The 23,842-nt window shown below is 69.4% G+C and carries 21 protein-coding genes and 1 pseudogene; 15 read left to right on the top strand and 7 right to left on the bottom strand.

Annotated elements, in window-relative coordinates; genetic code table 11:
- Positions 1–13: 13 nt before the first annotated feature.
- The 4 genes from ACSHZY_RS10680 to nagB are packed head-to-tail and all read left to right on the top strand — an operon-like array spanning position 14 to position 3,557.
- A complete protein-coding gene (locus ACSHZY_RS10680; RefSeq protein ID WP_435168932.1) occupies positions 14–1,219 on the top strand; it encodes an extracellular solute-binding protein in 1,206 nt (401 codons plus the stop codon).
- A gap of 48 nt (positions 1,220–1,267) precedes the next feature.
- Positions 1,268–2,380 carry an ABC transporter ATP-binding protein gene (locus tag ACSHZY_RS10675; RefSeq protein WP_435168930.1) on the top strand — a complete coding sequence of 371 codons (1,113 nt, stop codon included), beginning with the start codon at positions 1,268–1,270 and terminating at the stop codon, positions 2,378–2,380.
- 14 nt (positions 2,381–2,394) lie between these two features.
- Entirely contained in the window at positions 2,395–2,793 is a 399-nt protein-coding gene (locus ACSHZY_RS10670; RefSeq protein WP_435168928.1) for a RidA family protein, read from the top strand.
- Positions 2,790–3,557, top strand: a complete 768-nt coding sequence (gene nagB / locus ACSHZY_RS10665; RefSeq protein WP_435168927.1) for a glucosamine-6-phosphate deaminase — start codon at positions 2,790–2,792, stop codon at positions 3,555–3,557. The genes ACSHZY_RS10670 and nagB overlap by 4 nt, the downstream gene beginning before the upstream one ends.
- Here the strand turns inward: nagB and ACSHZY_RS10660 are convergent.
- The 6 genes and pseudogenes from ACSHZY_RS10660 to ACSHZY_RS10635 all read right to left on the bottom strand — a co-directional run bounded on the left by ACSHZY_RS10660 (position 3,539) and on the right by ACSHZY_RS10635 (position 10,508).
- Positions 3,539–4,252 carry a copper homeostasis protein CutC gene (locus tag ACSHZY_RS10660; RefSeq protein WP_435168925.1) on the bottom strand — a complete coding sequence of 238 codons (714 nt, stop codon included), beginning with the start codon at positions 4,250–4,252 and terminating at the stop codon, positions 3,539–3,541. The genes nagB and ACSHZY_RS10660 overlap by 19 nt on opposite strands.
- Positions 4,249–5,538 (bottom strand): annotated as a pseudogene (locus ACSHZY_RS10655) (MFS transporter); the annotation flags it as partial. The pseudogene ACSHZY_RS10655 and the gene ACSHZY_RS10660, both read right to left, overlap by 4 nt.
- Complete coding sequence (locus tag ACSHZY_RS10650; protein WP_435168923.1) at positions 5,520–6,944, bottom strand: M81 family metallopeptidase; 1,425 nt, start codon at positions 6,942–6,944, stop codon at positions 5,520–5,522. The pseudogene ACSHZY_RS10655 and the gene ACSHZY_RS10650, both read right to left, overlap by 19 nt.
- A gap of 2 nt (positions 6,945–6,946) precedes the next feature.
- Positions 6,947–8,845, bottom strand: coding sequence for a beta-N-acetylhexosaminidase (locus tag ACSHZY_RS10645; protein WP_435168921.1), 1,899 nt, complete (start codon positions 8,843–8,845; stop codon positions 6,947–6,949).
- Complete coding sequence (locus tag ACSHZY_RS10640) at positions 8,845–9,603, bottom strand: SDR family oxidoreductase (RefSeq protein WP_435168919.1); 759 nt, start codon at positions 9,601–9,603, stop codon at positions 8,845–8,847. Before ACSHZY_RS10640 ends, ACSHZY_RS10645 begins: the two co-directional genes overlap by 1 nt.
- A gap of 17 nt (positions 9,604–9,620) precedes the next feature.
- The gene (locus tag ACSHZY_RS10635) at positions 9,621–10,508 is read right to left on the bottom strand and encodes a MurR/RpiR family transcriptional regulator (RefSeq protein WP_435168917.1); all 888 of its coding nucleotides are present in this window, start codon (positions 10,506–10,508) and stop codon (positions 9,621–9,623) included.
- A 93-nt stretch (positions 10,509–10,601) separates the two neighbouring features.
- On the opposite strand from ACSHZY_RS10635, the gene ACSHZY_RS10630 reads away from it, so the two are divergent.
- The 8 genes from ACSHZY_RS10630 to ACSHZY_RS10595 are packed head-to-tail and all read left to right on the top strand — an operon-like array spanning position 10,602 to position 19,110.
- Positions 10,602–11,096 carry a hypothetical protein gene (locus tag ACSHZY_RS10630; protein ID WP_435168915.1) on the top strand — a complete coding sequence of 165 codons (495 nt, stop codon included), beginning with the start codon at positions 10,602–10,604 and terminating at the stop codon, positions 11,094–11,096.
- Positions 11,093–12,559: a M81 family metallopeptidase gene (locus tag ACSHZY_RS10625; RefSeq protein WP_435168913.1), complete on the top strand. Its 1,467-nt coding sequence runs from the start codon at positions 11,093–11,095 to the stop codon at positions 12,557–12,559. Before ACSHZY_RS10630 ends, ACSHZY_RS10625 begins: the two co-directional genes overlap by 4 nt.
- A complete protein-coding gene (locus ACSHZY_RS10620; protein ID WP_435168911.1) occupies positions 12,556–13,638 on the top strand; it encodes a D-TA family PLP-dependent enzyme in 1,083 nt (360 codons plus the stop codon). Before ACSHZY_RS10625 ends, ACSHZY_RS10620 begins: the two co-directional genes overlap by 4 nt.
- Positions 13,635–14,726 (top strand): N-acetylglucosamine-6-phosphate deacetylase, encoded by a 1,092-nt coding sequence (gene nagA, locus ACSHZY_RS10615; protein ID WP_435168909.1) that lies wholly within the window; start codon positions 13,635–13,637, stop codon positions 14,724–14,726. Before ACSHZY_RS10620 ends, nagA begins: the two co-directional genes overlap by 4 nt.
- Complete coding sequence (locus ACSHZY_RS10610; RefSeq protein ID WP_435168907.1) at positions 14,723–15,631, top strand: ROK family protein; 909 nt, start codon at positions 14,723–14,725, stop codon at positions 15,629–15,631. The genes nagA and ACSHZY_RS10610 overlap by 4 nt, the downstream gene beginning before the upstream one ends.
- Positions 15,632–15,677: 46 nt before the next feature.
- Positions 15,678–17,369 carry a circadian clock protein KaiC gene (gene kaiC / locus ACSHZY_RS10605; RefSeq protein WP_435168905.1) on the top strand — a complete coding sequence of 564 codons (1,692 nt, stop codon included), beginning with the start codon at positions 15,678–15,680 and terminating at the stop codon, positions 17,367–17,369.
- 2 nt (positions 17,370–17,371) lie between these two features.
- The gene (locus tag ACSHZY_RS10600) at positions 17,372–17,656 is read left to right on the top strand and encodes a circadian clock KaiB family protein (protein WP_435168903.1); all 285 of its coding nucleotides are present in this window, start codon (positions 17,372–17,374) and stop codon (positions 17,654–17,656) included.
- Positions 17,653–19,110 (top strand): sensor histidine kinase, encoded by a 1,458-nt coding sequence (locus tag ACSHZY_RS10595; RefSeq protein WP_435168901.1) that lies wholly within the window; start codon positions 17,653–17,655, stop codon positions 19,108–19,110. The genes ACSHZY_RS10600 and ACSHZY_RS10595 overlap by 4 nt, the downstream gene beginning before the upstream one ends.
- A 4-nt stretch (positions 19,111–19,114) precedes the next feature.
- Here the strand turns inward: ACSHZY_RS10595 and ACSHZY_RS10590 are convergent, their stop codons facing one another.
- Positions 19,115–19,786 carry an arylesterase gene (locus tag ACSHZY_RS10590; RefSeq protein ID WP_435168899.1) on the bottom strand — a complete coding sequence of 224 codons (672 nt, stop codon included), beginning with the start codon at positions 19,784–19,786 and terminating at the stop codon, positions 19,115–19,117.
- Here ACSHZY_RS10590 and ACSHZY_RS10585 point away from each other — a divergent pair.
- From ACSHZY_RS10585 to ACSHZY_RS10575, 3 genes are read left to right on the top strand one after another with little or no spacing between them, the layout of a single operon-like run.
- Entirely contained in the window at positions 19,785–20,450 is a 666-nt protein-coding gene (locus ACSHZY_RS10585) for an ABC transporter ATP-binding protein (RefSeq protein WP_435168898.1), read from the top strand. The genes ACSHZY_RS10590 and ACSHZY_RS10585 overlap by 2 nt on opposite strands.
- The gene (locus tag ACSHZY_RS10580; RefSeq protein WP_435168896.1) at positions 20,447–22,930 is read left to right on the top strand and encodes an ABC transporter permease; all 2,484 of its coding nucleotides are present in this window, start codon (positions 20,447–20,449) and stop codon (positions 22,928–22,930) included. The genes ACSHZY_RS10585 and ACSHZY_RS10580 overlap by 4 nt, the downstream gene beginning before the upstream one ends.
- Positions 22,931–22,988: 58 nt before the next feature.
- A complete protein-coding gene (locus tag ACSHZY_RS10575) occupies positions 22,989–23,840 on the top strand; it encodes a PPC domain-containing protein (RefSeq protein WP_435168894.1) in 852 nt (283 codons plus the stop codon).
- The last annotated feature ends 2 nt before the right edge of the window (positions 23,841–23,842 follow it).

Here is a 23,842-nt window from a genome sequence, read left to right as displayed (position 1 = left end):
GGGAGAGACTGACGTGAAGACATCCGTTCTTGCGCTGGCGCTGGCCAGTGCCGCCGCCCTGCCCGCCGCCGCTGAAGAGATCAGCTGGATCTATTGCGGGGACGTTCTGGACCCCTTCCACGAGACGGCCATCGCGGAATGGGAGGAAAAGAACCCCGACTGGCCCATCGCCGTGGAGGTCGTGGGCTGGGCGCAGTGCCAGGACAAGGCGACGACGCTGGCCGCGGCCGGCACCCCGCCTGCCATGGCCTATGTGGGATCGCGCACGCTGAAGGAATTCGCGCTGAGCGAGCTGATCGTGCCTGTGCCCATGACCGAGGAGGAGAAGGCGTCCTATTACCCGCATATCGTGGACACGGTGACCTTCGACGACACGCAGTGGGGGGTGCCGATCGCGTTTTCGACCAAGGCGCTGTACTGGAACAAGGACCTGTTCCGGCAGGCCGGGCTGGACCCGGAAAAGCCGCCGACCACATGGGCGGAGGAGCTGGAATACGCCAAGGTCATCACCGAGAAAACGGGCGTTCCGGGATTCGGCCTTGTAGCCAAGACCTTCGACAACACCGTCCACCAGTTCCTGCACTGGGTGTACACCAACAACGGGCAGGTGATCGACGCGGACGGCAACATCACGCTGGACAGCCCCGAGGTTCTGGCCGCGCTGGAAGGCTATGCCGCGATGGTGCCCTATTCCGAGGAAGGCCCGACGGCCTACGAGCAGAACGAGGTGCGGGCGATCTTCCTGGATGGAAAGGTGGCGATGATCCACAACGGCTCGGGCGCCGCGGCGCGGTTGGCGGAAACGGACATCGACTGGGGCATCGCGACCTTGCCGCTGGGGCCGGAGGCCAAAGGGCCGGGGACGCTCCTGATCACCGACAGCCTTGCGATCTTCGACGGGTCGGGCGTGGAGGAGAAGGCGATCGAGTTCGCGAAATACATCACCTCGCCCGCGATCCAGGAGGAGTACGAGATCAAGGGCACGGCGGGGCTGACGCCGCTGCGGCCATCGGCCAACGTGGACAAGCTGGTGGTGGACGTGCCGTTCTGGAAGCCGCTGGTGGACGGGATCGAGTATGGCGGGCCGGAGCCGCTGTTCACCGACTATAAGGGGTTCCAGAACGTGATGATCGCGATGGTGCAGTCGGTGGTCACGGGGCAGGCCGAACCGCAGGCGGCGCTGACGAAGGCGGCTGCGGAACTGGAAGACTACAAGTGAGGCGGCGGGGGCGTTTCGCGCCCCCCTTGTTGTCCTGAGGAGACAGGTTTGGGCCAGCTTTCCCTGAGAAACGTCATCAAGAGCTTTGGCCAATACGACGTGGTCAAGAACGTCTCGCTGGATGTGGAGGATGGCGAGTTCGTCGTTTTCGTGGGCCCGTCGGGCTGCGGGAAGTCCACGCTGCTGCGCATGATCGCGGGGCTGGAGCACACGACCGAAGGGGACATCGTCATCGACGGGCTGCGGGTGAACGACCTGCCGCCCGTGCGGCGCGGCATCGCGATGGTGTTCCAGTCCTATGCGCTTTATCCGCACATGAGCGTGTTCGAGAACATCGCCTTTCCCTTGCGGGTGGAGCGGGCGCCCGAGGCCGTGATCCGCGAGAAGGTGGGGGCGGCGGCCCGCATCCTGCATCTGGAGGAGCGGCTGACCCAGAAGCCCGGCATGCTGTCGGGCGGGCAGCGCCAGCGGGTGGCCATCGGGCGGGCCATCGTGCGGGAGCCGAAGATCTTCCTGTTCGACGAGCCGTTGTCGAACCTGGACGCGGCATTGCGGACCGACATGCGGATCGAGCTGACGCGGCTGCACCGGCAGTTGGGATCGACCATGATCTATGTGACGCATGACCAGGTGGAGGCGATGACGATGGCCGACCGCATCGTCGTGCTGGGGGCGGGGGACATCGCGCAGGTGGGCTCTCCGCTGGAGTTGTATCACAAGCCGGACAATACGTTTGTGGCCGGGTTCATCGGCAATCCGCGCATGAACATGCTGCCGGTGCGTTGCGTGGGCGTGGAGGCGGGCGGCGTGGTGGTGGAGTTCCGGGGGCAGCGGGCGTTGATCCCCGTGACGCCGCAGCCGGGGCTGGAGGGGGCGGCGCTGACGCTGGGCGTCCGGCCGGAGCATGTGCGGCCGGGGGCTGTCGGGGTGGTGCTGCCGATCCTGCCTTCGGTCGTGGAGCGGTTGGGGCAGCAGACGATCGCGCATGCCACGGTCGAGGGGGTGGAGGGGAGCTTCTGCCTGATCCTGCCGGGCGGGGCCGCGATCGAGGTGGACCGGTCGATGGAGGCGGGGTTCGAGGCGGCGGATTGCCATCTGTTCACGGTGGACGGGCGGGCGCTGCCGCGGCTTGGGACGCTGGCCGAACTGGCGCGTGGTTGAAGAAGGAGATGAGCATGTCCGATCCGCGACTGATCCGATACGACGTGGCTGATGCGCAGGCCGGGGGCCAGCGGCGGCCCTTTGCGAAAGCCGTGCGGGCGGGGGATTACGTCCACGTGTCAGGCCAGGTGCCGACGGTGGGGGGCGAGGTGGTCACGGGCGGGATCGTGGCGCAGACCGAGCAGGTGATCGAGAACATCAAGGCGGTGCTGGCCTTGGCGGGGTGCACGCTGGCCGACGTGATCAAGGTGACGGTCTGGCTGGACGATCCGCGCGACTTTTCCAGTTTCAACGCGGTGTTCGAGAAGCATTTCATCGATCATCCGCCGGCGCGGTCCACTGTGCAGTCGCGCCTGATGGTGGACGCGAAGGTGGAGATCGACGCGCTGGCCTGGAAGCCGTTGCAGGGATGAGGATCCTTGTTCGAACGGATGCCGGGGATGCGGCGGAGTGCGCGGCGGGGCTGATCGCGGAGCGGCTGGCGCGGGACCCGAAAACCGTGCTGGGGCTGGCGACGGGGGGGACGATGGAGGAGGTGTATCGCCGCCTTATCGTCCGCCATCGCGCGGGGACGTGCCGGTTTGCGGAGGCGACGAGCTTCAACCTGGACGAATATGTGGGACTGGGGGCGGAGCATCCCTGTTCCTATTGGCGCTACATGCGGGAGCATCTGTTCGACCACGTGGATCTGGCGGCGGAGCGGGCGCATCTGCCGCGCGGGGATGCGGCCGATCCGCAGGCGGAGGCGGAACGCTACGAGGCCGCGATCGTGGCGGCGGGGGATATCGGCTTGCAGCTGCTGGGGCTGGGGCCGAACGGGCATATCGGGTTCAACGAGCCGAGTTCGAGCCTTGCGTCATTGACCCGGGTGAAGACACTGGCGCGGTCCACGCGGGAGGCGAACGCGCGGTTCTTTGCGCGGGCGGAGGATGTGCCGCGTCTGGCGATCACCATGGGCATCGGGACGATCCTGCGCGCGCGGGAGGTGGTGCTGGTGGCGATCGGGCCCGGCAAGGCCGAGGCTGCGGCGCGGATGATCGAGGGGGCGGTGAGCGCGTCCTGTCCGGCCTCCGTCCTGCAATTCCACCGGCATTGCACGGTGGTTCTGGACCGGGCGGCGGCGGAAGGGTTGGCGCTGCGCGACTATTACGAGGACATTCACCCCGGCGGGTGCTGATCCAGCGCGGCGCGCAGGGCGGCGACGCTGGCGGCGTCGGTGACGCGGGCGTTGGGGGGCTGGAAGCCGAAGGCCGTGATGCGGGGATCGGCGGGGGCCGGCGCGGGGAGGGAGGCGGAGGCGTGGACCTCCGTGAACTCTGCCAGAAGGGGGAGGGTGCGGGGCGAGACGCCGCCACCCGGCATGATGGTGACGCCGTGGCCGGTCATGGCGCGCAGGCGGGTCACGCCCTCGGCCGCGGTGGGGGCGCCGCCGGAGCTGAGGATGCGGCGGATGCCGAGGCGGGCGCAGAGTTGCACCGCCGCCACCGGATCGGGGCAAAGGTCGATCGCGCGGTGCAGGGTGATGTCCATCCCCCGCGCGTGTTGGACGAGGTCGGCCAGCGTTCCGGCGGCCAGCGTGCCGTCGGGGTGGGAGGCGCCGATGACGACGCCCGCGAGGCCTGCGGCGCGGGCGGCGGCGATCTCCTCCTTCATCACGGCGCGTTCGGCGGGGGACCAGACGAAGTTGCCCGCGCGGGGGCGGATCATCGCCATGACCGGCAGGGGGGAGCGTGCGGCCAGTGTCATCAACCCGACCGACGGGGTGAGGCCGCCGAGGGCGAGGGCGGAGCACAGCTCGATCCGATCCGCGCCGCCGGTTTCGGCGGCGGAAAGGCCTGCGGCGTCGTCCACGCAGATTTCCAGAAGGGTCATGCGCGGATCCGTTCGAGGCGGGTGAGGAGAACGGCGCCGAGAAGGCCTGCCAGCGCGCCGAGGATGGCCGCCGTGCCATGCCCGCCGATGGCCGAGCCGAGCGCGAAGAGGCCCGCGCCAAGCGCCGCGCCGAGGAACATGTTCACCGCGATCAGCGAGGCCGAAAGGCCGGGGCGGTTCTGGATCAGGTCCAGGAGGTAGCTGATGGGCAGCGCGATGATGGCGGCCGCGCCGATGCCGCCGACCACGCTGGCCGCATAGATCTGCCAGGGGGCCGTGGCGAAGGCGAGGCCGACGAGGTAGGCCGCGTAAAGGCCCATGCCGGTGGCCAGCGCCGTCATCAGGGCGATGCGGCGGGTGAGGCGCATCCAGACCATCATGAACACAACCTCGATCGCGGCGACCATGCCGACGATGAGGCCGACATCGGCCAGCGTGCCGCCCGCGGGGCCGGTGGTGATGAGGGGCAGGACCGTGCCGTTAACCGTCAGCACCTGCGACACCAGCGCCACGCCGAAGATGCGGATCGCGACGGGGCCGTTCAGGATGTGGCCCAGTTCCAGCAGGGCCGATCCACGCGCGCCGCGCACCTGCGCCGGACGGTCGGGGCGGCCGGTGGACGGGGCGACGGGGGAGGTGCCGGTGCCGCCTTCGGGCACAGCCTCGGCCACCGGGGGGTGGTCGGGTTCGAGCCAGAAGAGGATGGTGGCGAGACAGGCGGCGGCCAGAAGGGCGGCGATGATCCAGGCGTCGATCATGCTGGAACGCCCGGCGAGGAGGATCGCGACCGCGCCCGGCACCAGCACCCAGGCGAGCGAGATCATCATGCGCATCAGGGCGTTGATGTCGGAGGCCTCTTCCGGCGAATAGCGGGCGGAATGGGCGCGGACGTTGCCGAAAAGCAGGGAGTTGGTGGCGTGGAACATGGCCAGCGGCCCGATGGTGACAAGGGCGAAGACCCAAGGGTGTGGCACGAGCCAGATGGTGGCGTAGCTGGCAACGCCGAGCGCCGCGACGACGATCAGCGGCCGGCGGTAGCTGTGGAAGCGGTCCGACAGGATGCCGATGGCGATGGCGGACAGGACGTTGGCCACGGCGGCGGCCAGCGCGATGGCGGCGTAGGCGTTGTCGGACAGGCCGAGTTCCCGGATCGCCAGCACGGACTGGTAGGGGGCGGTCGCGGCCCCCGCGAAGCCGTAGAAGAAGATCGCCATGGCCGAGGCCCGGACGACGCGGTGACGGCGCAGGGGGCCTAGGAAGGAAAGCATCATCGGAACCGGGCGGAGGGGATCGGTTCCGGCGTGTAATCCGCGCGCGCGTCGAAGGGAAGGGTGCCTGCGGGGCGGTGGCGGTTCGACAGGCGGGGGATGTCCTGGTTCACGACGCCGTTTGTCAGCGCCATGAGGTTCGGGGCGGCGAGGGGGGCGAGGTCGGGCGAGAGGTAGCCGGACTTGACGACGAGGAGTTGGAAGGTCGTGGGGTCGAGCCCGAGGGCGGCGAAGTCGGACAGGTTGTGGTAGGGGCGGCGTTTCGCGGCGAGGACCACGGTGATGCCGTTGATGCGGAGGACAGCCTGACGGTCGGCGTGTTCGCCCGTCAGGCGCAGGATCTGTGCATCGGCGGTGACACGGGTGCCGGAGGGGTCGAGGGTGGCGCCGATGGAGAGCGTGAGGCGGGCGCCGGGGCCGGCGGCGAAGCAGGCGTTCGTGGCCGGAAGGTCCGCGATGCCGGCGACGAGGGCGTTTTGCCAGTTGCGGTCGATGAGGGCCGAAAGGACGTCGGCGCGGTCGCCCACGCCGCCCCCCGTCGGGTTGTCGCCGCTGTCGGCGAGGATCACGGGCGCGGTGGGGGCGGTGGCGGCGAGGTCCAGCACGTCGGACAGGGGGCCGGTGACGGGGCCGAAGCCGAAGGCGTCGCGGGCGGCCCACATGTCGGCGGCGATGCGCGCGGCCTCCGCCGCCGCCGCGGCTTGGTTTGTGCCGGTGACGACGGCGCAGGCGGTGGCGCGGGGTTCGTCCGCCCAGACGTAGCCGATCATCAGGTCGGCGCGCCAAACGCCGGGGCCTTGGTCGCGTTCGGGTAGGGCGGCGTAAAGGCTGCGGGCGGGTTCATCCTCGGTCGAGGAGCGTTCGCCGGGGAGGAGGAGCGGGATCTTCGTCCAGACAAGGCCCGGTTTTTCCCCCGTCCGTATCGCGCGGAGGAGGAGGGTGAAGGCGGTCTGCATCGTTTCGGCGATGTCGATATGGGGGGCGGTGCGGTAGGCCGCGAAGATGTCTAGCGCGTCCACGATCCGCTGCGAGACGTTGCCGTGCAGGTCGTAGCTGGCGGCGATGGGGACGTCCCCCACAAGGGCGCGGACGGCGGTGATGAAGTCGCCTTCGGCGTCCTGCATCCCCTCCACATACATGGCGCCGTGCATGGCGAGGTAGACGCCGTCCACCGGCATAGCTTGGGTCAGGCGGTCGAGGAATTCGGCCTTGAACGCCTCGTAGACCGGGCGGGCGACGGGGCCGCCCGCGATGGCGCGGGCGTGCAGGAGGGGGGCGATGGTGGCGTCGTGGTCGGAGAGGAAGGCGAAGTAGTCGTGGCTGACAAGGTCTTCGCCGCGCAGGATGCGGAAGTCGGTTTCCTGCATCAGGACGGGGGAGTAGGTGGAGCATTCGGTGTGAAGGCCGCCGACGGCGATGCGCATGATCAAAGCTCCGGATGCTGGCGGACCTGACGGGCGAAGCGCAGCCAGTCCTTGTCGGCGGCGGGGGTCCAGGCGGCTTCGGCCATGGCGGACAGGCGGGGGAAGACGAGGTCGTTGAACCAGGCCTTGGTGGTGAAGTGTTCGGACCAGATGCAAGCTTGCACGCCGCGCATGCGGGCGCGCAGGTGGTCGGGAAAGTCGCCTTCGGCTTCATATTCATAGGATTGTTGCGGGGGGACGGGACCGGCCCAGCCCGCGCCGTTTTCCAGCCAGTCCGCGCCTTGCACCATGTCGAGATAGTAGGCCTGCCCCGGCGTCATCACCACGTCGTAGCCCTGTTCGGCCAGTTCGATCCCGACGGCGGCGTTTTCCCACGCCATGAGGACGGTGTTTTCGGGGGGCACGCCGCCGCCATGCGCCACCTCGTTCCAGCCGACGAGGATCTTGCCGCGTGTCTCCAGCATCTTCTTCACGCGGGTCAGGAACCAGCTTTGCAGTTCGAACGTGCCGGCAAGGCCTTCGCGCTGCATCAGGATGCGGGCTTGGGGGGAGGCGAGCCAGGCGCCCTTCGCGACCTCGTCCCCGCCGATGTGGAAATGGGGGGAGGGGAAAAGGGCGCAGAGTTCGTCGAGGATGTGTTCCAGCACCGTCCACGTGGCGGGCATGGCAGGGTTGAGGGCGTTGTTGGGGAAGCCTTGGACAGGGTGGTAGCTTTCGGCGGGTTCGTCCGGGTCCACGAGTTCGGGGCGGGCGGCGAGGAGCGCGGCGCAATGGCCGGGGATGTCGATTTCGGGCATCACCTCGACCCCGAGAGAGGCGGCGTGGGCCACGACGGCGCGCATGTCGGCTTGCGTGTAGAAGCCGCCGGTGTCCGTGATGCCGTCGCCGAGTTGGGGGAGCATGTCGGGGCGGTCGGGGCCGCGGGTGACGCCGGTTTTGGTCATCTCGGGGAGGGCGAGGATCTCGGCGCGGAACGCCTCGTCATCGGCCAGATGCCAGTGGAAGATGTTCAGTTTTTCCCAGGCGAGGATGTCGACGAAGCGCAGCACATCCTCCATCGGCCAGAAGTGGCGGGACACGTCGAGATGGCAGCCGCGCCAGCCGTAGCGCGGGGCATCGTCGATATGACCCGTGGCGGGGAACAGGAAGTCGGGGTCGGCGAACGCGCCGTGCAGCATGCGGGCCAGCGTGACGAGGCCGTGGCGGCGGCCGGTGTCGGCGCTGGCGGTGAGGGTGATCGTGTCGCCAAAGTCCAGCCGGTAGGCGTCGGGGGCCATGTCGGCGGTGGCGAAGGACAAGGTCCGGTCGCCCATCGCGGGGGTGAGGGTGAAGAGGCGGCGCGCGGTGGGGAAGAGGCGGGCATGGAGCGCGTCCACCGACAGCATCAGGCGGCGATCCTCGACGGAAGTGCCGGGGGCGGCGGTCAGGATCACGGGGGCGGGGCCGGGGGTGCCCTCGATCTGGCGGGGCCAGGGGAGGAGGGCGAAGGGCAGGGTCAGGCGGCCTTCGGGCAGGCGGGGCGGGGGCATGGCGGGGACGGAGCCCTTGAGCATCAGGTCGCCCACCGAGACGGGGTGGTGCTGGCCGGCGATGGTGACCCACGCTGTTTTCGCCGCGTCGTTGCGGTGGAAGGGGGAGCGGTTGAGGCTGGCGATGCGGAAGGTCCATGCTTCGCCCGGTGCCAGCGTCAGGCCCTCGGGCGGGGCGAAACTGTGGAAGTTGGCGTTGCGCTTGAGGAAGCGGACGTTGTGCAGGTCCGGATCGGCCCCCACGACGCGGGTGATGGAGGTGAGGGACAGGGTGAAATCCGCCAGCGTGGTGTCCGACAGGTTGGTGAGGGTCAGTTCCCACGTGCCGGCCGGGGTGGGTTCGGGGTGCCAGGCGTTGTCCAGATGCAGCATCACACGCTCCTGTAATCGTCGCTTTGGGTGAAGGTTCGGGCGAGGGCGGGGGTGCCCGCCGTCAGGCCGCAATCCACGGGCAGGCAGATGCCGGTGATCGCGGCGGCAAGGGGGGAGGCGAGAAAGCCCACGGCCTCGCCCACGTCCCGAGGCGTGACGATGCGGCCGAGGGGGTAGTGGGCGGCGGCCTCGGTGAACACGTCGGGATTGGCTTGGGCCCGGGCCTCCCACGCGCGGGTGCGGACGGTGCCGGGGGCGACCGTGTTGGCGCGGAGGCCGCGGGGGCCGTATTCCACCGCGATGAGGCGGGTAAGGTGGATCATCCCGGCCTTGGCGGCGGAATAGGCGGGGTGGCCGAAGACGCCCATCCCGTTGACCGAGGCGATGTTGACGACGGAGCCTTGCAGCGTATCGGCGCAGGCGCGGAACATCAGGAAGGCCGCGTCGAGGTTCAGGGCGCGGTCGGCCTGCCAGTCGTCGAGCCGCGTGGCGTGCAGGCTGGCGGCGCGGGCGGCGCCGGCGTTGTTGACCAGCGTGCGCAGTGGGCCTGCGGCAACGGCCAATGCGGCGCAGTCGTCGGGGTTCGTCACGTCGGTGCGGACGGCGCGGCTGCGCGGGCCAAGGGCGGCGCAGGCCTGTTCGAGGCCGCCTTCGTCCAGATCGGCGAGGATCACCGTGTCATGGTCCTGCAGCAGGCGGCGCGCGATGGCCTGTCCGATGTCGCCCGCGCCGCCCGTCACGATGGCTGTTCCCGTCATTCCGTTCCCCCTTGTGGTCAGTCCCCCAGAAGCTGGCGGTCATTGCCGTCGCGATGACGGATCAGCTGTTCCTTGATGCCCCGCAGGAGGCGCTGCGCCTTGGGCCGGTCGGCGTAGGCGACCATGTTGGCGATCACGTCCACCACCGCGAGAAAGGCGAAGCGGGTGGAGGAGGGGCGGAAGATGTTCTGACCTTCGGGCAGGTCGATGGCGATCACGATGTTCGCGGCCTCCGCCACCGGGGAGGCGCTTTGGGTGAGGGCGATGGTGGGGATGCCGCGTTCGGCCAGAAGGCGGAAGGAACGGACCAGTTCGGCGTTCCGGCCGGTGAAGGAGGAGCCGATGACCACCGTGTCCGGCTGGGCGGCGGCCGCCAGCATCAGGTGCATCCCGTGATCGTTCGACGCCGCGATCCGGCAGCCGAGGCGGAAAAGGCGGTTCTGGAGTTCGTTCGCGACCATGGCCGAATTGCCGCCCGATCCGAAGGCGTGGATCATCCCCGCGCCGCAAAGGAGCGTGGTGGCCTTTTCGACGGCGGACAGGTCCAGCGCGCGGTGCATCTGGAAGAGCGCGTTCTGGGCCTTGGTGACCACGTCTTCCGCCACCTCGGCCACGCTGGAGGACTGGCTTTCGGGTTTCAGGTAGCGCAGGCCGACATAGGGGCTGCGGGCGAGCTGGACCTTGAAGTCGGAAAAGCTAGCGCAACCGAGGCGGCGGCAGAAGCGCGTCACCGTGGGGGGCGAGACGCCGGCGCGGGTGGCCAGATCGGTGATGGAGGCGTTGGTGGCGAACTCCATATCCTCCAGCACCAGGGCGGCGAGGCGGCGTTCCAGCCCCGACAGGCGCTGGTCCCCGTCCGCCAGCGCGGTCAGGAGGTCCGGGGTGGGAAGGTCGGCGGCGGTCATGGCATTCAGAAATTAATTTTCGTGATGCTTGACAAGAAGTCACAGGATACGCGATCAATCCAGAAGAATTCCGGTAATTGTGAAAATATTTTCATGGCACAGCCGCGTGATCCCTTCCTGAATCCCTTCACCGACCGCGACCGCCGCGCGATCTGGGAGATGTTGGTGCCCCGCGACATCGACGCCTTCGTGGCGGCGGACTGGGATGCGGTGGCGGGCGATTTCATCGACGCGAACTTCACGGGGCTGAGCGGGCATTTCCAGCCGGACCCGCAGGGGGTGACGCTGGCCTTTCCGGACCTTGCGACCTATCGGACGGAATGGCTGCGGCAGGCGGAGGAGTTCGGGCGGCAGGCCTTTGCGGGGGATCCGCGGGCCGACATCTTCGCCGCGACGCGGCTGGAGGAGATCGAGATCACCGCGGATGCGGCGCTGGTGCGCAAGAAGTTCGACGGGCATCTGCGCCGGGCGGACGGCGGGGTGGACCGGATGAACTGGCAGACGCTGTATTGGTGCCGGAAGGACGGCGGGCGCTGGAAGATCGCGGGGTTCGTGGGCTATCTGCCGCATGTGACGGACGCCGGATGAGGATCTTCGCCGCCGCCCTTGCGACCGAGACGAACACGTTTTCGCCCATCGTGATCGACCGGCGGGCCTTCGAAGCCTCGCTGTGCGCAGGGCCGGGGGAGCATCCGGAAACGCCGACGCTGTGCACCGCGCCGATCACCGTGGGGCGGCGGGTCTGTGCGGAGCGCGGATGGGAGCTGGTGGAAGGGACGGCGGCCTGGGCCGATCCGGCGGGGCTGATCGCGCGCGGGGCCTATGAGGGGCTGCGGGACGAAATCTTGGGGCAGCTGGCGGCGGCGGGGCCGGTGGATGCGGTGATGCTGGGGCTGCACGGGGCGATGGTGGCGCAGGGGTATATGGACCCCGAGGGCGATCTACTGGACCGGGTGCGGGCACTGGTGGGGCCGGATGTTCCGGTGTTCGCGGGGCTGGACCCGCACAGCCACCTGACCGCGCGGCGGGTGGCGGCGGCGGATGTGCTGGTGGCGTTCAAGGAGTTTCCGCACACCGATTTCGTGGACCGGGCCGAGGATCTGTGGCGCATCCTTGTGGATCGGCTGGCGGGGCGGGTGCGGCCGGTGATGTCGGTGTTCGATTGCCGGATGATCGACGTGTTCCCGACGTCCAGGGAACCCATGCGGGGGTTCGTGGACCGGATGATGAGGATGGAGCGGGAGGTGCCGGGGCTGTTGTCGCTGTCGGTGATCCACGGGTTCATGGCGGGCGACGTGCCCGAGATGGGGACCAAGGTGATCGCGGTGACCGATGGCGATCCGGTGCTGGGCGCGCGGGTGGCCGAGGAATTGGGGCGGGAGCTGTTCGCCAACCGGGGCCGGCACCTGATGCCCGCGATGGGGCCGGAAGAGGCGGTGGCACGGGCGAAGGTGGCTGCGCGGGGGCCGGTGGTGATCGCCGACATGTGGGACAATCCGGGTGGCGGGACGGCGGGGGATGCGACCGTGTTGCTGCACGAGGTTCTGGCGCAGGGCGTGACGGGGGCTGCGGTGGGCACGATCTGGGACCCGGTCGCGGTGCAGCTGTGCTTTGCCGCCGGAGAGGGGGCGGAGATCCCCTTGCGCTTTGGTGCGAAATCCGCGCCCGAGACGGGCGATCCGGTGGATGCGGTGGTGCGGGTGGAGGCGCTGAATCCGGCGGCGGAGATGCGGTTCGGCGACAGCGTGGTGCCCTTTGGTGCCGCGGCGCGGGTGTCGTTTCGGGGCGTGCAGGTGATCCTGAACACGGTGCGGGCGCAGGGGTTCGATCCGTCGCTGTTTTCCGCGCTTGGCCTTGATCCGCGGGCGCAGCGGGTGCTGGTGATCAAGTCCACCAACCATTTTCACGCCGCTTTCGCCCCCATCGCGTCCGAGGTGCTTTACTGTTCCGCCGGTCGGCCCTATCCCAACGATCCGGCGACAACCCCTTATCGGCATGTGCGGCGCGACATCTGGCCCATCTGTGCCGACCCCTTTGCGGAGACGGCATGACCTTTCCCTGGCCCGAACCCGGCACCAAGCTGTCGGACGTCCTGACCCCCATGCCCATCGTGGACGAGGCGCGGCTGGAGGCGAACATCGCGCGGGCGCAGGGTTACATGGACAAGCACGGGATCGGGTTCCGGCCGCACATCAAGACGCACAAGATCCCCTCGGTCGCGCGGGCGCAGCTGGCGGCGGGGGCCATCGGCATCACCTGCCAGAAGCTGACCGAGGCGGAGGTGTTTGCCGATGCGGGGTTTGACGACATCCTCATCACCTACAACATTCTGGGGGCGGCGCGGCTGGCGCGGCTGCGGGCGCTGAACGAACGCGTGCGGCTGACGGTGGTGGCCGACAGCGCCGTGACGGTGGACGGGCTGGCGGCGGCCTTCGGGGAAGGGCGTCCGCTGCGGGTGCTGGTGGAATGCGACACGGGGGCGAAGCGCTGCGGGGTGGGGACGCCCGAGGAGGCGGTGGCGCTGGCGCGGCGGATCGCAGCGGCGCCGGGTTTGCGGTTCGAGGGGCTGATGACCTATCCCGTGCCCGGCGGCGCGGCCGTGGTGGAGGCGTTTCTGGTGCGGACGATGGATTTGCTGGCCGGGGTGGGGCTGGACTGTCCGGTGCGGTCCGGGGGCGGATCGCCGGATTTCTGGCAGGCGCATGCGGTGCCCTCGGTGACGGAGCATCGGGCGGGTACCTATGTCTATAACGACCGCGCCATGCTGCGGGCGGGCACCTGCGGGGCGGAGGATCTGGCGATGCAGGTTCAGGTCACCGTCGTGTCGCGCCCTTTGCCGGACCGGATGGTGCTGGATGCGGGATCGAAGGCGCTGACGAGCGATCTGTCGGGCTTCACGGATCACGGGCTGATCGAGGGGATGCCCGAGGCGCGGATCGTGGTGCTGTCCGAGGAGCATGCGGTGGTGGACATTTCCGCCTGCGAGTGGCGGCCGGGGGTGGGGGAGGTGCTGCGCGTGGTGCCGAACCACACTTGCCCGGTATCGAACCTGTTCGACCGCGTGGTGTTTCACCGCGACGGGGTCGTGACGCGGGTGGAGCCGGTGGCCGCGCGCGGGATGGTCTGGTGAGCGCCTTTCACGCCGACCGCATCTTTGACGGGACCGACTGGCACGAGGATGCGGTGCTGGTGGTGGAGGATGGGCGCGTGGCGCGGATCGCGCGGGACGTGCCGGGGGCGCAGCGGGTGGCGGGGTGGATCCTGCCGGGGCTGGTCGATCTTCAGGTGAATGGCGGCGGCGGGGTGCTGTTCAACAACGACCCTTCGGCCGAGGGGCTGGCGCGGATCCGGGCGGCGCATGCGCGGTTGGGGACGACCTCGATCATGGTGACGCTGATCACCGACACGCCGGAGGTGACGGCGCGGGCGGTGGAGGTGGCGGCGGCCTCGGACGTGATGGGGCTGCATCTGGAAGGGCCGCATTTCGCCGTGGCGCGCAAGGGCACGCATGATCCGGGACTGATCCGCCCGATGGGGGCGGAGGATCTGCGGCGGCTGGAGGATGCGGCGGGACGGGTGCGGCTGCTGTGCACCCTCGCGCCCGAGGTGGTGGGGGTGGACGCCATCCGCCGGCTCGTGGCGGCGGGGGCGGTGGTCAGCCTTGGGCACAGCGACGCCACGGCGGGCGAGGCGCGTGCGGCGGCGGATGCGGGGGCCAGCATGGTCACCCATCTGTTCAACGCGATGAGCCCGCTGACCCATCGCGCGCCCGGACTGGCGGGGGCGGCGCTGGACGACGCGCGGTTCCGGGTCGGGATCATCGCGGACGGGTTCCACGTGGACGACGCCGTGCTGCGGATCGCCTTGCGGGCGGCGGCGGGGCGGATCTTCCTGGTCAGCGATGCGATGTCCACGGTGGGGACGGACATTGCGGCATTCACGCTGAACGGGCGGGAAATTTTGCGGCAGGGCGGGCGGCTGACGCTGGCCGATGGGACGCTGGCGGGGGCGGACATCGCGATGATCGATGCGGTGCGGCATGTGGTGGACCTTGGCGTCGGGCTGGGGGAGGCGTGGACCATGGCCTCGGCCCTGCCGGCGGCGGCGATGGGGGACGCGTCGCGCGGCGGGTTGCGGGCGGGGCAGCGGGCGGATTTCGTGGCGGTGGATGAGGGGCTGGGGGTGAACGGGGTGTGGATCGGAGGGGTGGCGCCGTGATCCTGTGCTTTGACATCGGCGGCACGGCGATCAAGACGGCGGAGGCCGTGGCGCCCGATCAGGTGCGGCCGACGGGGCGCATTCCGACGCCGGGGCGGGATTTCGACGCTTTCGTCGGGGCGCTGAAAGGCGCCGTCGCGGCGGCCAGCGTTCCGCCCGAGGCGCTGGCCTTTTCCATCGCCGGGGTGGTGGACGAGGAGGGGCGGGCGACCGTCGCCAACATCCCCTGCCTGAGGGGCCGTCCGCTGGTGCGGGACCTGGAGGCTGCGCTTGGCCTGCCGGTGGTGCTGGCCAATGACGCCGACTGCTTTGCCATGGCCGAGGCGGTGGGCGGCGCCGGGCGCGGGCATGAGGTGGTGTTCGGCGTGATCCTTGGCACCGGCGTCGGGGGCGGGATCGTGGTGCGCGGCGGGCTGATCAACGCGCATGGGGGCTTTGCGGGCGAATGGGGGCACGGGCCGGTGGCCGCCCGTGTTCTGGGCGATGTGATTTTGCCTGCGATTCCCTGTGGATGCGAGCAGGTGGGCTGTCTGGACGCGGTCTGTTCGGCCCGGGGGATGGAGCGGCTGCATCTTCACCTGAACGGTCAGGCGGCGGAAGCGCAGGCCATCGTCGCCGCGTGGGAGGCGGGGGAGCCTGCGGCAGGGCGCACCATTGCCGCGTGGTTGGAGGTGCTGTCCGGCCCGCTGGCGATGGTGACGAACCTGCTGGGGCCGGGCATCATCGCGGTGGGGGGCGGGCTGTCCAACAGTGCGGCGCTGGTGGCGGCGCTGGATGCGGGGGTGCGGGCGCGTTGTTTGCGGCGCTTCGACCGCCCGCTGGTGGTGCCCGCCTTGTGCCGGATCGAGCCGGGGCTGATCGGGGCGGCCGCGCTTGGTTTTCGGGCCATGGCGGGTCGGCCATAGCTGTTGGCAATCGTGCCGGTTTTGCCCTATGTCTGCGTGATTCACAGTGAGAGCACGACATATGGCGGCCCAAGGCATCCTTAAATCCCGGACCGGCATCAGCGGCTTTGACGATCTGACGCATGGCGGCCTTCCCACTGGACGCCCGTCGCTGGTGTGCGGATCGGCGGGATGCGGGAAGACGCTGTTTGCTTCGACCTTCCTGATCCATGGCGCGCGGGAGTGTGACGAGCCGGGCGTGTTCGTTACGTTCGAGGAGCGGCCGGTCGACATCGTGAGCAACGTCGCCTCGCTCGGGTTCGGGCTGGACGAACTGATCGCGGCGGACAAGGTCGTGGTGGAGCATGTCAGCGTCGATCCGTCGGAACTGGCCGAGATCGGGGATTACGACCTTGAGGGGCTGTTCCTGCGGCTGGAGTTGGCGATCGACTCCATCGGTGCCAAGCGCGTCGTGCTGGACACGATCGAGAGCCTGTTTTCCGCCTTCACCAACCCCGCCATCCTGCGGGCCGAGATCCGCCGCCTGTTCGACTGGCTGAAGGACCGCGGCATGACGACCGTGATCACCGCCGAACGCGGGGATGGCGCGCTGACGCGGCAGGGGCTGGAGGAATACGTGTCGGACTGCGTGATCCTTCTGGATCACCGGGTGCACAACCAGATCTCCACCCGCCGGATGCGGATCGTGAAGTATCGCGGCACGGCGCATGGCACGAACGAATACCCGTTCCTGATCGACGAGGACGGATTTTCGGTCCTGCCGGTCAGTTCGCTGGGACTGGACCACAAGGTGTTCGAGGAGCGCATCTCCTCGGGCGTGGCGGATCTGGACGCGATGATCGTGGGGCACGGGTTCCATCGCGGGACGTCGATCCTGGTGTCGGGCGTGGCGGGATCGGGGAAGTCGACGCTGGCGGCAAGCTTTGCGGGCGCGGCCTGCGCGGCGGGCGAGCGGGCGCTGTATTTTTCCTTCGAGGAATCGGAGCGGCAGACGGTTCGGAACATGCGGTCCATCGGGCTGGACCTGCAACCGTGGATCGACAGCGGGCAGTGGCGGCACGTGGCGGCGCGGCCGACCTTTTACAGCCTTGAGATGCATCTGGCGGTCATGCTGCGCGAAGTGGCGCGCATGAACCCGACGCTGGTGGTGCTGGACCCAATATCGGCGTTCCTGGAATCCGGCGACCGGCAGGAGGTTCAGGCCATGCTGCTGCGCATGGTGGATTACCTGAAGAACCGCGGGATCACGGCGGTCTTCACCCATCTGGCGCACACGCAGGGCGACACGGTGGCCACGGATGCGGGCCTTTCGTCGCTGATGGACGCGTGGATCCTGATGCTGAACCGCGAGGTGAATGGCGAATTCAACCGCGAGCTCTATCTGTTGAAGGCAAGGGGCACGGCCCATTCCAACCAGGTGCGCGAATTCATCATGAGCGAACACGGCCTACGCCTTCTGCCGCCCCATCTGGGGGAAAGCGGCGCGCTGACCGGAACCGCGCGGCGGGCCGAGGAGGCGCGCCTGCGGCGGGTGGAAACGGTGCGCGCGCAGGAGGTGGAGCGGCTTCGGGTGGCGGCCGAGCAGCGCCGCCGTCTGGCGCAGGCGCAGATCGAGGAACTTCAGGCGCAGATCGAGGCGAGCGAGCTGGAACTGCGGCGGATTGCCGAAAACGAAAACGAGTATGTGCGGCAGGCCCGTCAGGATCTGGCCGAGATGGAAGCGAGCCGACGGGCGTGACGATGAACGAACAGAAACTGAAGAAGCTTGTCCTGTATGTGGCCGGGCAAACGCCGAAATCGCTGGCGGCAATTTCGAACCTGCGCCGCATCTGCGAGGAGCATCTTCCGGGCCGCTACGAGATCGAGGTGATCGACCTGCGCGAGAACCCGAAGCTGGCGCGCGAGCACAACATCGTGGCCATCCCGACGCTGGTGCGCGAACTTCCCGTGCCGCTGCGCAAGATCATCGGCGATCTGTCGGACGAGGAAAAGGTCCTCGTCAACCTGCGTCTTGAAAACGAATGAGCATCTCGGGCGAAGCGCTGGCCGAGTTGCAACGCCGCTTGCAGGAAGCCGAGGACACGCTGCGGGCGATCCGCGAGGGTGAGGTGGACGCGCTTGTGGTGGGCCGCATGGACCAGCCGCAGGTGTTCGCGATCGGGGGTGACGCCGAAGCGTTCCGCGCCTTCATCGAGGTGATGGACACCGGAGCCGCCGCCGTCGACGGGGCGGGCCGGGTGCTTTATGCCAACGCGACCTTTGCCGATCTGGTGAGCGCGCCGGTGCAGGGAAAGGCGCTGGCCGATCTGCTGGCGGCGGATCCGGCGGATGTGGCGGCGCTGCTGGCCGACGCCACGACGCCGCGCGCGACCTTGCAGGTGACGCAATACGGGCCGTCGGGGGCGCGCTATCTTGTGGTGGCAAGCAAGCCGTTGCAGATCGGCACGGTGGCGGGGCACGCGATCACGCTGGCGGATGTGACGGACCGCGTGCGGTCCGCCCGGGCCGAGCAGAACGAGCGCACGGCGCAGGGCATCCTCGCCTCGGTCAACGAGGCGGTGCTGGTGTGCGATGCCGACGGGGTCGTGACGCGCGGGAATGCGGCGTCGCGCGCGCTGTATGCGTCCGATCCGGTGGGCCAGCCCTTTGCGCGCATCGTGCCGCTGGTTCCGGCCACCGGCACGGGCCTGGCCGACAGTGCGGCCATTCTGGACCGCGCGATGACCGGCCCGCCGGTTCAGGGGATGGAAGTGTTCGCCCCGGACGCGCCGGGCGCCAAGGATTTCCTGCTGAGCGCGGCGCCCTTGCGCATGGGCGAGGGCGCGGCCAGCGGCTGCGTCGTGACGATGGTGGACCTGACGCAGCGCAAGGCGGCCGAACGCCAGCAGCTTTTGCTGATGAACGAGCTGGACCACCGGGTGAAGAACGCGCTGGCCATGGTGATCGCGATCACGCGGCGGACGATCCGCACCTCGGGCGATCTGACGACGTTCGAGAAGACGTTCACCGACCGCGTGCGCGCTCTGGCGGCGACGCACAACCTGCTGGCCAAGAACGCGTGGAAGGGGCTGACCGTCCAGAACGTGATCGTGGCGGAACTGTCGCCCTTCATGGACATGGGGGGAAGCCGGATCACCACGTCGGGGTTGGAGCAGCTGATCTCGGCCGAGGCGGCGGTGGCGATCGGGCTGGTGTTCCACGAGCTGGCGACGAACGCGGTCAAGTATGGCGCCCTGTCGACCGACAAGGGCAACATCGCCATCCGTGCAGTGGACGCGGCCGAGAAGGGCGCGCTGACGCTGGAATGGCGCGAAACGGGCGGGCCGGTCGTGTTGACGCCCGCGCAGGGCGGCTTTGGCGAAACGGTCATCACCCAGAGCCTGGCCTTCGCGCCGGGCGGCGGGGCGAGGCTGGTCTATGATCCGGCCGGGGTGATCTGCACGCTGACCATCCCGCCGGATCATCTGCCGGCGGCCTGAACGCCTATCTGGCGCGGGCCACCAGTTCGAGGACGGAAGGGCCGACCGCGTCCACCAGCCGCTTCACGCCTTCGGCGTTGGGGTGGATGCCGTCGCCCTGGATGTAGGTCAGGTTCAGCCGTTCGCCTTCCGTCACGGGGCCGAGGTAGTCGGGCACGAAGAGGGCGCCGTGTTCCTGCGCAAGATCGGCATACATCGCGTTGAAGGCCTGCTGGAAGGCGGGGCCGTAATTGCCCGGCGCGCGCAGGCCGAACAGCAGGACCGGCAGGCCGCGGGCGTCGGCCTTGTCGAGGATCGCGTCGAGGTTGGCGCGGCTGGCGGCCGGGTCCAGCCCGCGCAGAAGGTCGTTGCCGCCAAGGTTCAGGATCATGGCGTCGGCGTCGGGCGTCAGGGCCCAGTCGGTGCGGGCAAGACCGCCGGCGGTGGTGTCGCCCGAAACGCCTGCGTTCACGATCGTGACCTCGGCGTCCCGGTCGTCCAGCCAGGACTGAAGCACCGGCACGAATCCCTGATCGGCGGGCAGGCCGTAGCCTTGCGTCAGGCTGTCGCCCAGGGCCACCACCGTGACAGGATCGGCCAGGGCCGGGCCCGCCCCCCCGAGGCAAAGCGCCACGCCCAGGTTGCGTAGATGTGCCAGCGGCTTACAACCAAGGGCGAACAAAGGGGAGAGCTTCATGGAGACGGTCCTTGAACTGCGGGATGCGCAATTGGTGCTGGAGGGCAACGCCGGCCCGGTGGAGATCCTGCGGGGCATCGACCTGACCGTGACGCGCGGGGAAACGCTGGGTCTGGTGGGGCCTTCGGGGTCCGGCAAGTCCTCGCTCCTCATGCTGATGGGGGGGCTGGAACGGGCCAGCGGCGGCACGGTCCGCGCGCTTGGCCAGGATCTGTCCGCGATGGACGAGGATGGCCTTGCGCGCTTCCGCAGGGGGAATATGGGCGTGGTGTTCCAGTCTTTCCACCTGATCCCCACGATGACGGCGCGTGAAAATGTCGCGCTGGCGCTGGAATTGGCGGGGATGGACAACGCCTTCCGCCGCGCGGGGGAGGAGCTGGCGGCCGTGGGGCTGGGGCATCGGGGGGATCATTATCCGCGTCAGATGTCGGGCGGGGAACAGCAGCGCGTGGCGCTGGCGCGGGCTTGGGCGACGCGGCCCGCGATCCTTCTGGCGGATGAGCCGACGGGCAATCTGGACGGGACCACGGGGGCCACGGTGATGGACCTGCTGTTCGGGTTGCGCGAACAGGGGGCGACGCTGGTGATGGTGACGCATGCGCCGGAGCTGGCCGAGCGCTGCGACCGCGTGGTGCGGATGGCCGACGGGCGGATCGCGGCATGAGCGTTCTGCCACTGGCCTGGCGCATCGCGCGAAGGGAGTTGCGGGGCGCGCTTGGCGGGTTCCGGGTGTTCCTGCTGTGCCTGATCCTTGGGGTGGCGGCGATCGCGGCCATCGGATCGGTGCGCGCCGCGATCGAACGGGGGCTGGCCGATCAGGGGGCGGTGCTTCTGGGCGGCGATGCCGAGATGACTTTCACCTATCGCACCGCGACCGAGGCCGAGCGCGCCTTCATGGGGGGCATCGCCGAGCGGGTGTCGGAAACGGTCGACTTCCGTTCCATGGCCGTGGCGGGGGAGGACCGCGTCCTGACGCAGGTGCGGGGCGTGGATGGCAACTGGCCGCTGGTCGGGCAGGCGGGGCTGGAGCCGGCGATTCCGGTGGCCGAGGCCCTGGCCGGCGGCGATGTGCCGGGGGCGGTGATGGATCCCGCGCTGGCCGCCCGGCTGGGGCTGGAGGTGGGCGAGACGTTCACCTTGGGGGAAAAGGCGTTCCGGCTGAACGCGATGCTGGTGCGGGAGCCGGACAGCGCCTCGGCCGGGTTCACCTTGGCGCCGCGGACGGTGGTGTCGCTGGACGGATTGGGGGGCAGCGGCCTTCTGGCGCCGGGCACGGTCTATGACAGCGATTACCGGCTGTTGTTGCCCGACGGCGCGGATCTGGACGCGCTTCAGGCCCGCGCGCAGCGGGAGTTTCGCGATACGGGGATGCGCTGGCGCGACAGCCGGCGGCCCTCGCCCTCGGTCGAGCGGTTCGTGGACCGGACGGGATCGTTCCTTGTGCTGGTGGGGCTGGCCGGTTTGGCCGTGGGCGGCATCGGCGTGCAGTCCGCCGTGGGCACCTATCTGGGGCGAAAGACGCCGACCATCGCCACCTTGCGGACCTTGGGGGCCGAAGGGCGGCTGGTTCTGGCGACCTATGCGTTGCAGATCGGGGCGCTGGCGGTGCTGGGCGTGGTGGGGGGGCTGGTGCTGGGGACGGCGCTGCCGATGGTCGCCTCGCCCTGGGTCGCGTCGTCCTTGCCGTTCGACGTGTCGTTCGGGGTTTATCCTTTGCCGCTGCTGGAGGCGGCGTTCTACGGGTTGATGACGGCGGCGCTGTTCACGCTGTGGCCGCTGGCGCGGGTGGCGCAGTTGCGGGCGGCGGCCTTGTATCGCGGGGCGGGCGGCGGTGTGCCGCGCGGCTATGCAGTGGGGCTGGTGGCTTTGGCGGCGGTGCTGGTGGGCGGGGCCGTGTGGTTTTCCGGCACGCCGGGGCTGGCGCTTGGCACGGCGGGCGGGATCGTGGGGGCGTTGCTGCTTCTGGCGCTGGCGGCGTGGATCGTGCGCCATCTGGCCCGGCGCGCGGCGCGGCACATCCGGCAGCCGGCGCTGCGGCTGGCCGTCGCCTCGATCGGGGAAGCGGGGGCGACGACGGCGGTCATCCTGTCGCTGGGTCTGGGGCTTTCGGTGCTGGCGGCGGTGGGGCAGATCGACACCAACCTGCGCGGCGCGATCGACCGCGACCTGCCGGAGCGCGCGCCGTCCTATTTCTTCGTGGACATCCAGACGGACCAGTTGGAGGGGTTCCTGTCGCGGCTGGAGGGGGATCCCTCGGTCACGCGGGTGGAAAGCGCGCCGATGCTGCGCGGGGTGCTGACCCGCATCAACGGCCGTCCGGCGCGCGAGGTGGCGGGGGAGCATTGGGTGCTGCGCGGGGATCGGGGCGTGACCTATGCCGCGACCGCGCCCGACGTGGTGGCGGGAGAAAGCTGGCCCGTGGATTACGCAGGCGATCCGCAGATCAGCTTCTCGGCCGAGGCGGCGGAGGAGATGGGGCTGGCCTTGGGCGACCGGATCACCGTCAACATCCTGGGCCGAGACATCGAGGCGGAACTGACGAGTTTGCGCGACGTGGACTTCTCGGATGCGGGGATGGGGTTCGTGATGATGATGAACCCGTCGGCTCTGGCCGGGGCGCCGCACACGTCGATTGCGACGGTCTATTCCTCGGCCGAGGAAACGTTGCTGCGGGATGTGGGGCGGGCTTATCCCAACATCACCGCGATCCGGGTGGGCGACGCCATCGCCCGAGTGACCGAGGCGCTGGACGCCATTGCCACCGCCACGCGGGCGGCGGCGGCGATCACGCTGCTGACCGGCGTGGTCGTGCTGATCGGAACGGCGGCGGCGGGGGAACGCGCGCGGGTGCGGGAAGCGGCGATCCTGAAGGTGCTGGGGGCAACGCGGCGGCAGATCCTGACCAGTTTCGCGCTGCGGTCGGCCTTGACGGGCGCGGCGGCGGGTTTGGTGGCCGTGGGGGTGGGCGCGACGGCCGGATGGGCCGTGATGCGCTTCGTGATGGAGGCGGACTATGCCTTTGCGCCAGTGTCGGCCCTTGTGATCGTGGTGGCGGGGGTGCTGGCCACGGTGGTGACGGGGGTGATCTATGCCCGCCGCCCCTTGGCGCGCCGGCCGGCGCAGGTGTTGCGGTCCGACGAATAGATTTCCCTTTCACGCAAGCGTGAGGCAGGATGCGGGCACGATGTTTCAGGAGGTTCACGTGATCAGACTTGTCGGCGCATCCACCCTTGCCCTTTGCGCGTTCGCCCTGCCTGCCCTGGCGCAGGACGGGGCCGGCGCCTGCGGCCAGCCGGCCCTGCTGTCCCAGCCCGCGGGCGTCACGATCGCCCCCGGCTTTGCCGACCTGTCGCTGATCCTGCGGCCGGAGCGTTCGGAGCCCCGCTATGTCGAGTTCGAGGTGACCGCGCCGACGGAGATCACGCTGGAAACGCTGGCGCGGGAAAACGACGCGGCCCTGACGCTGTACGATGCCGGAGGGCGCGTGGTGGCCTGGGACGACGACAGCGCGGGCGATCTGGACGCGCGGGTGGCGACGACGCTGCAGGCGGGGACATATTGCGCGCAGGTGCGCATGATCTCGGCCGCGCCGGTGGACAATCCGATGCTGGTTCTGGTGGGGTCCGAAGGGCTGCCCGCCGATCCGGTCGTGGCCGAGGAGGCGGAGGTGACCGCCGTCTGCAACGATCCGGCGCGCACGCCGATGCTGGCGGAAAACCTGCCGGACGGTGCCGCGCCCCCGACGCAGGCGATGATCGATCCGGCGACGTCGCTGCGCAGCTACCGCATCTCGGTCGCGGAGCAGACGGTGCTTCAGATCGACGCCGGCAGCCAGACCTTCGACACGATGCTGGCCGTGTATGGCGCCGATGGCACGGGCCTTTGGGAAAACGACGACCATGAGGACGTGACCGGCAGCGACAGCCGCATCCGGGAAATGTTCGAGCCGGGCGAGTATTGCGTCGTGGTCCGCCCGTTCGGCACCAGCGAGGGGCCCTTCACCCTGACCGTCACGGCCGAAGGTGGTGCGCCCGCCGCAGGGGATCCGAAATAATG

It is taken from the genome of Falsirhodobacter sp. 1013 (genome assembly GCF_051195255.1).
GTDB lineage: Bacteria > Pseudomonadota > Alphaproteobacteria > Rhodobacterales > Rhodobacteraceae > Falsirhodobacter.
The sequence above is the reverse complement of the archived record's forward strand: the minus strand, read 5'-3'. Positions and strand labels throughout refer to the sequence as shown.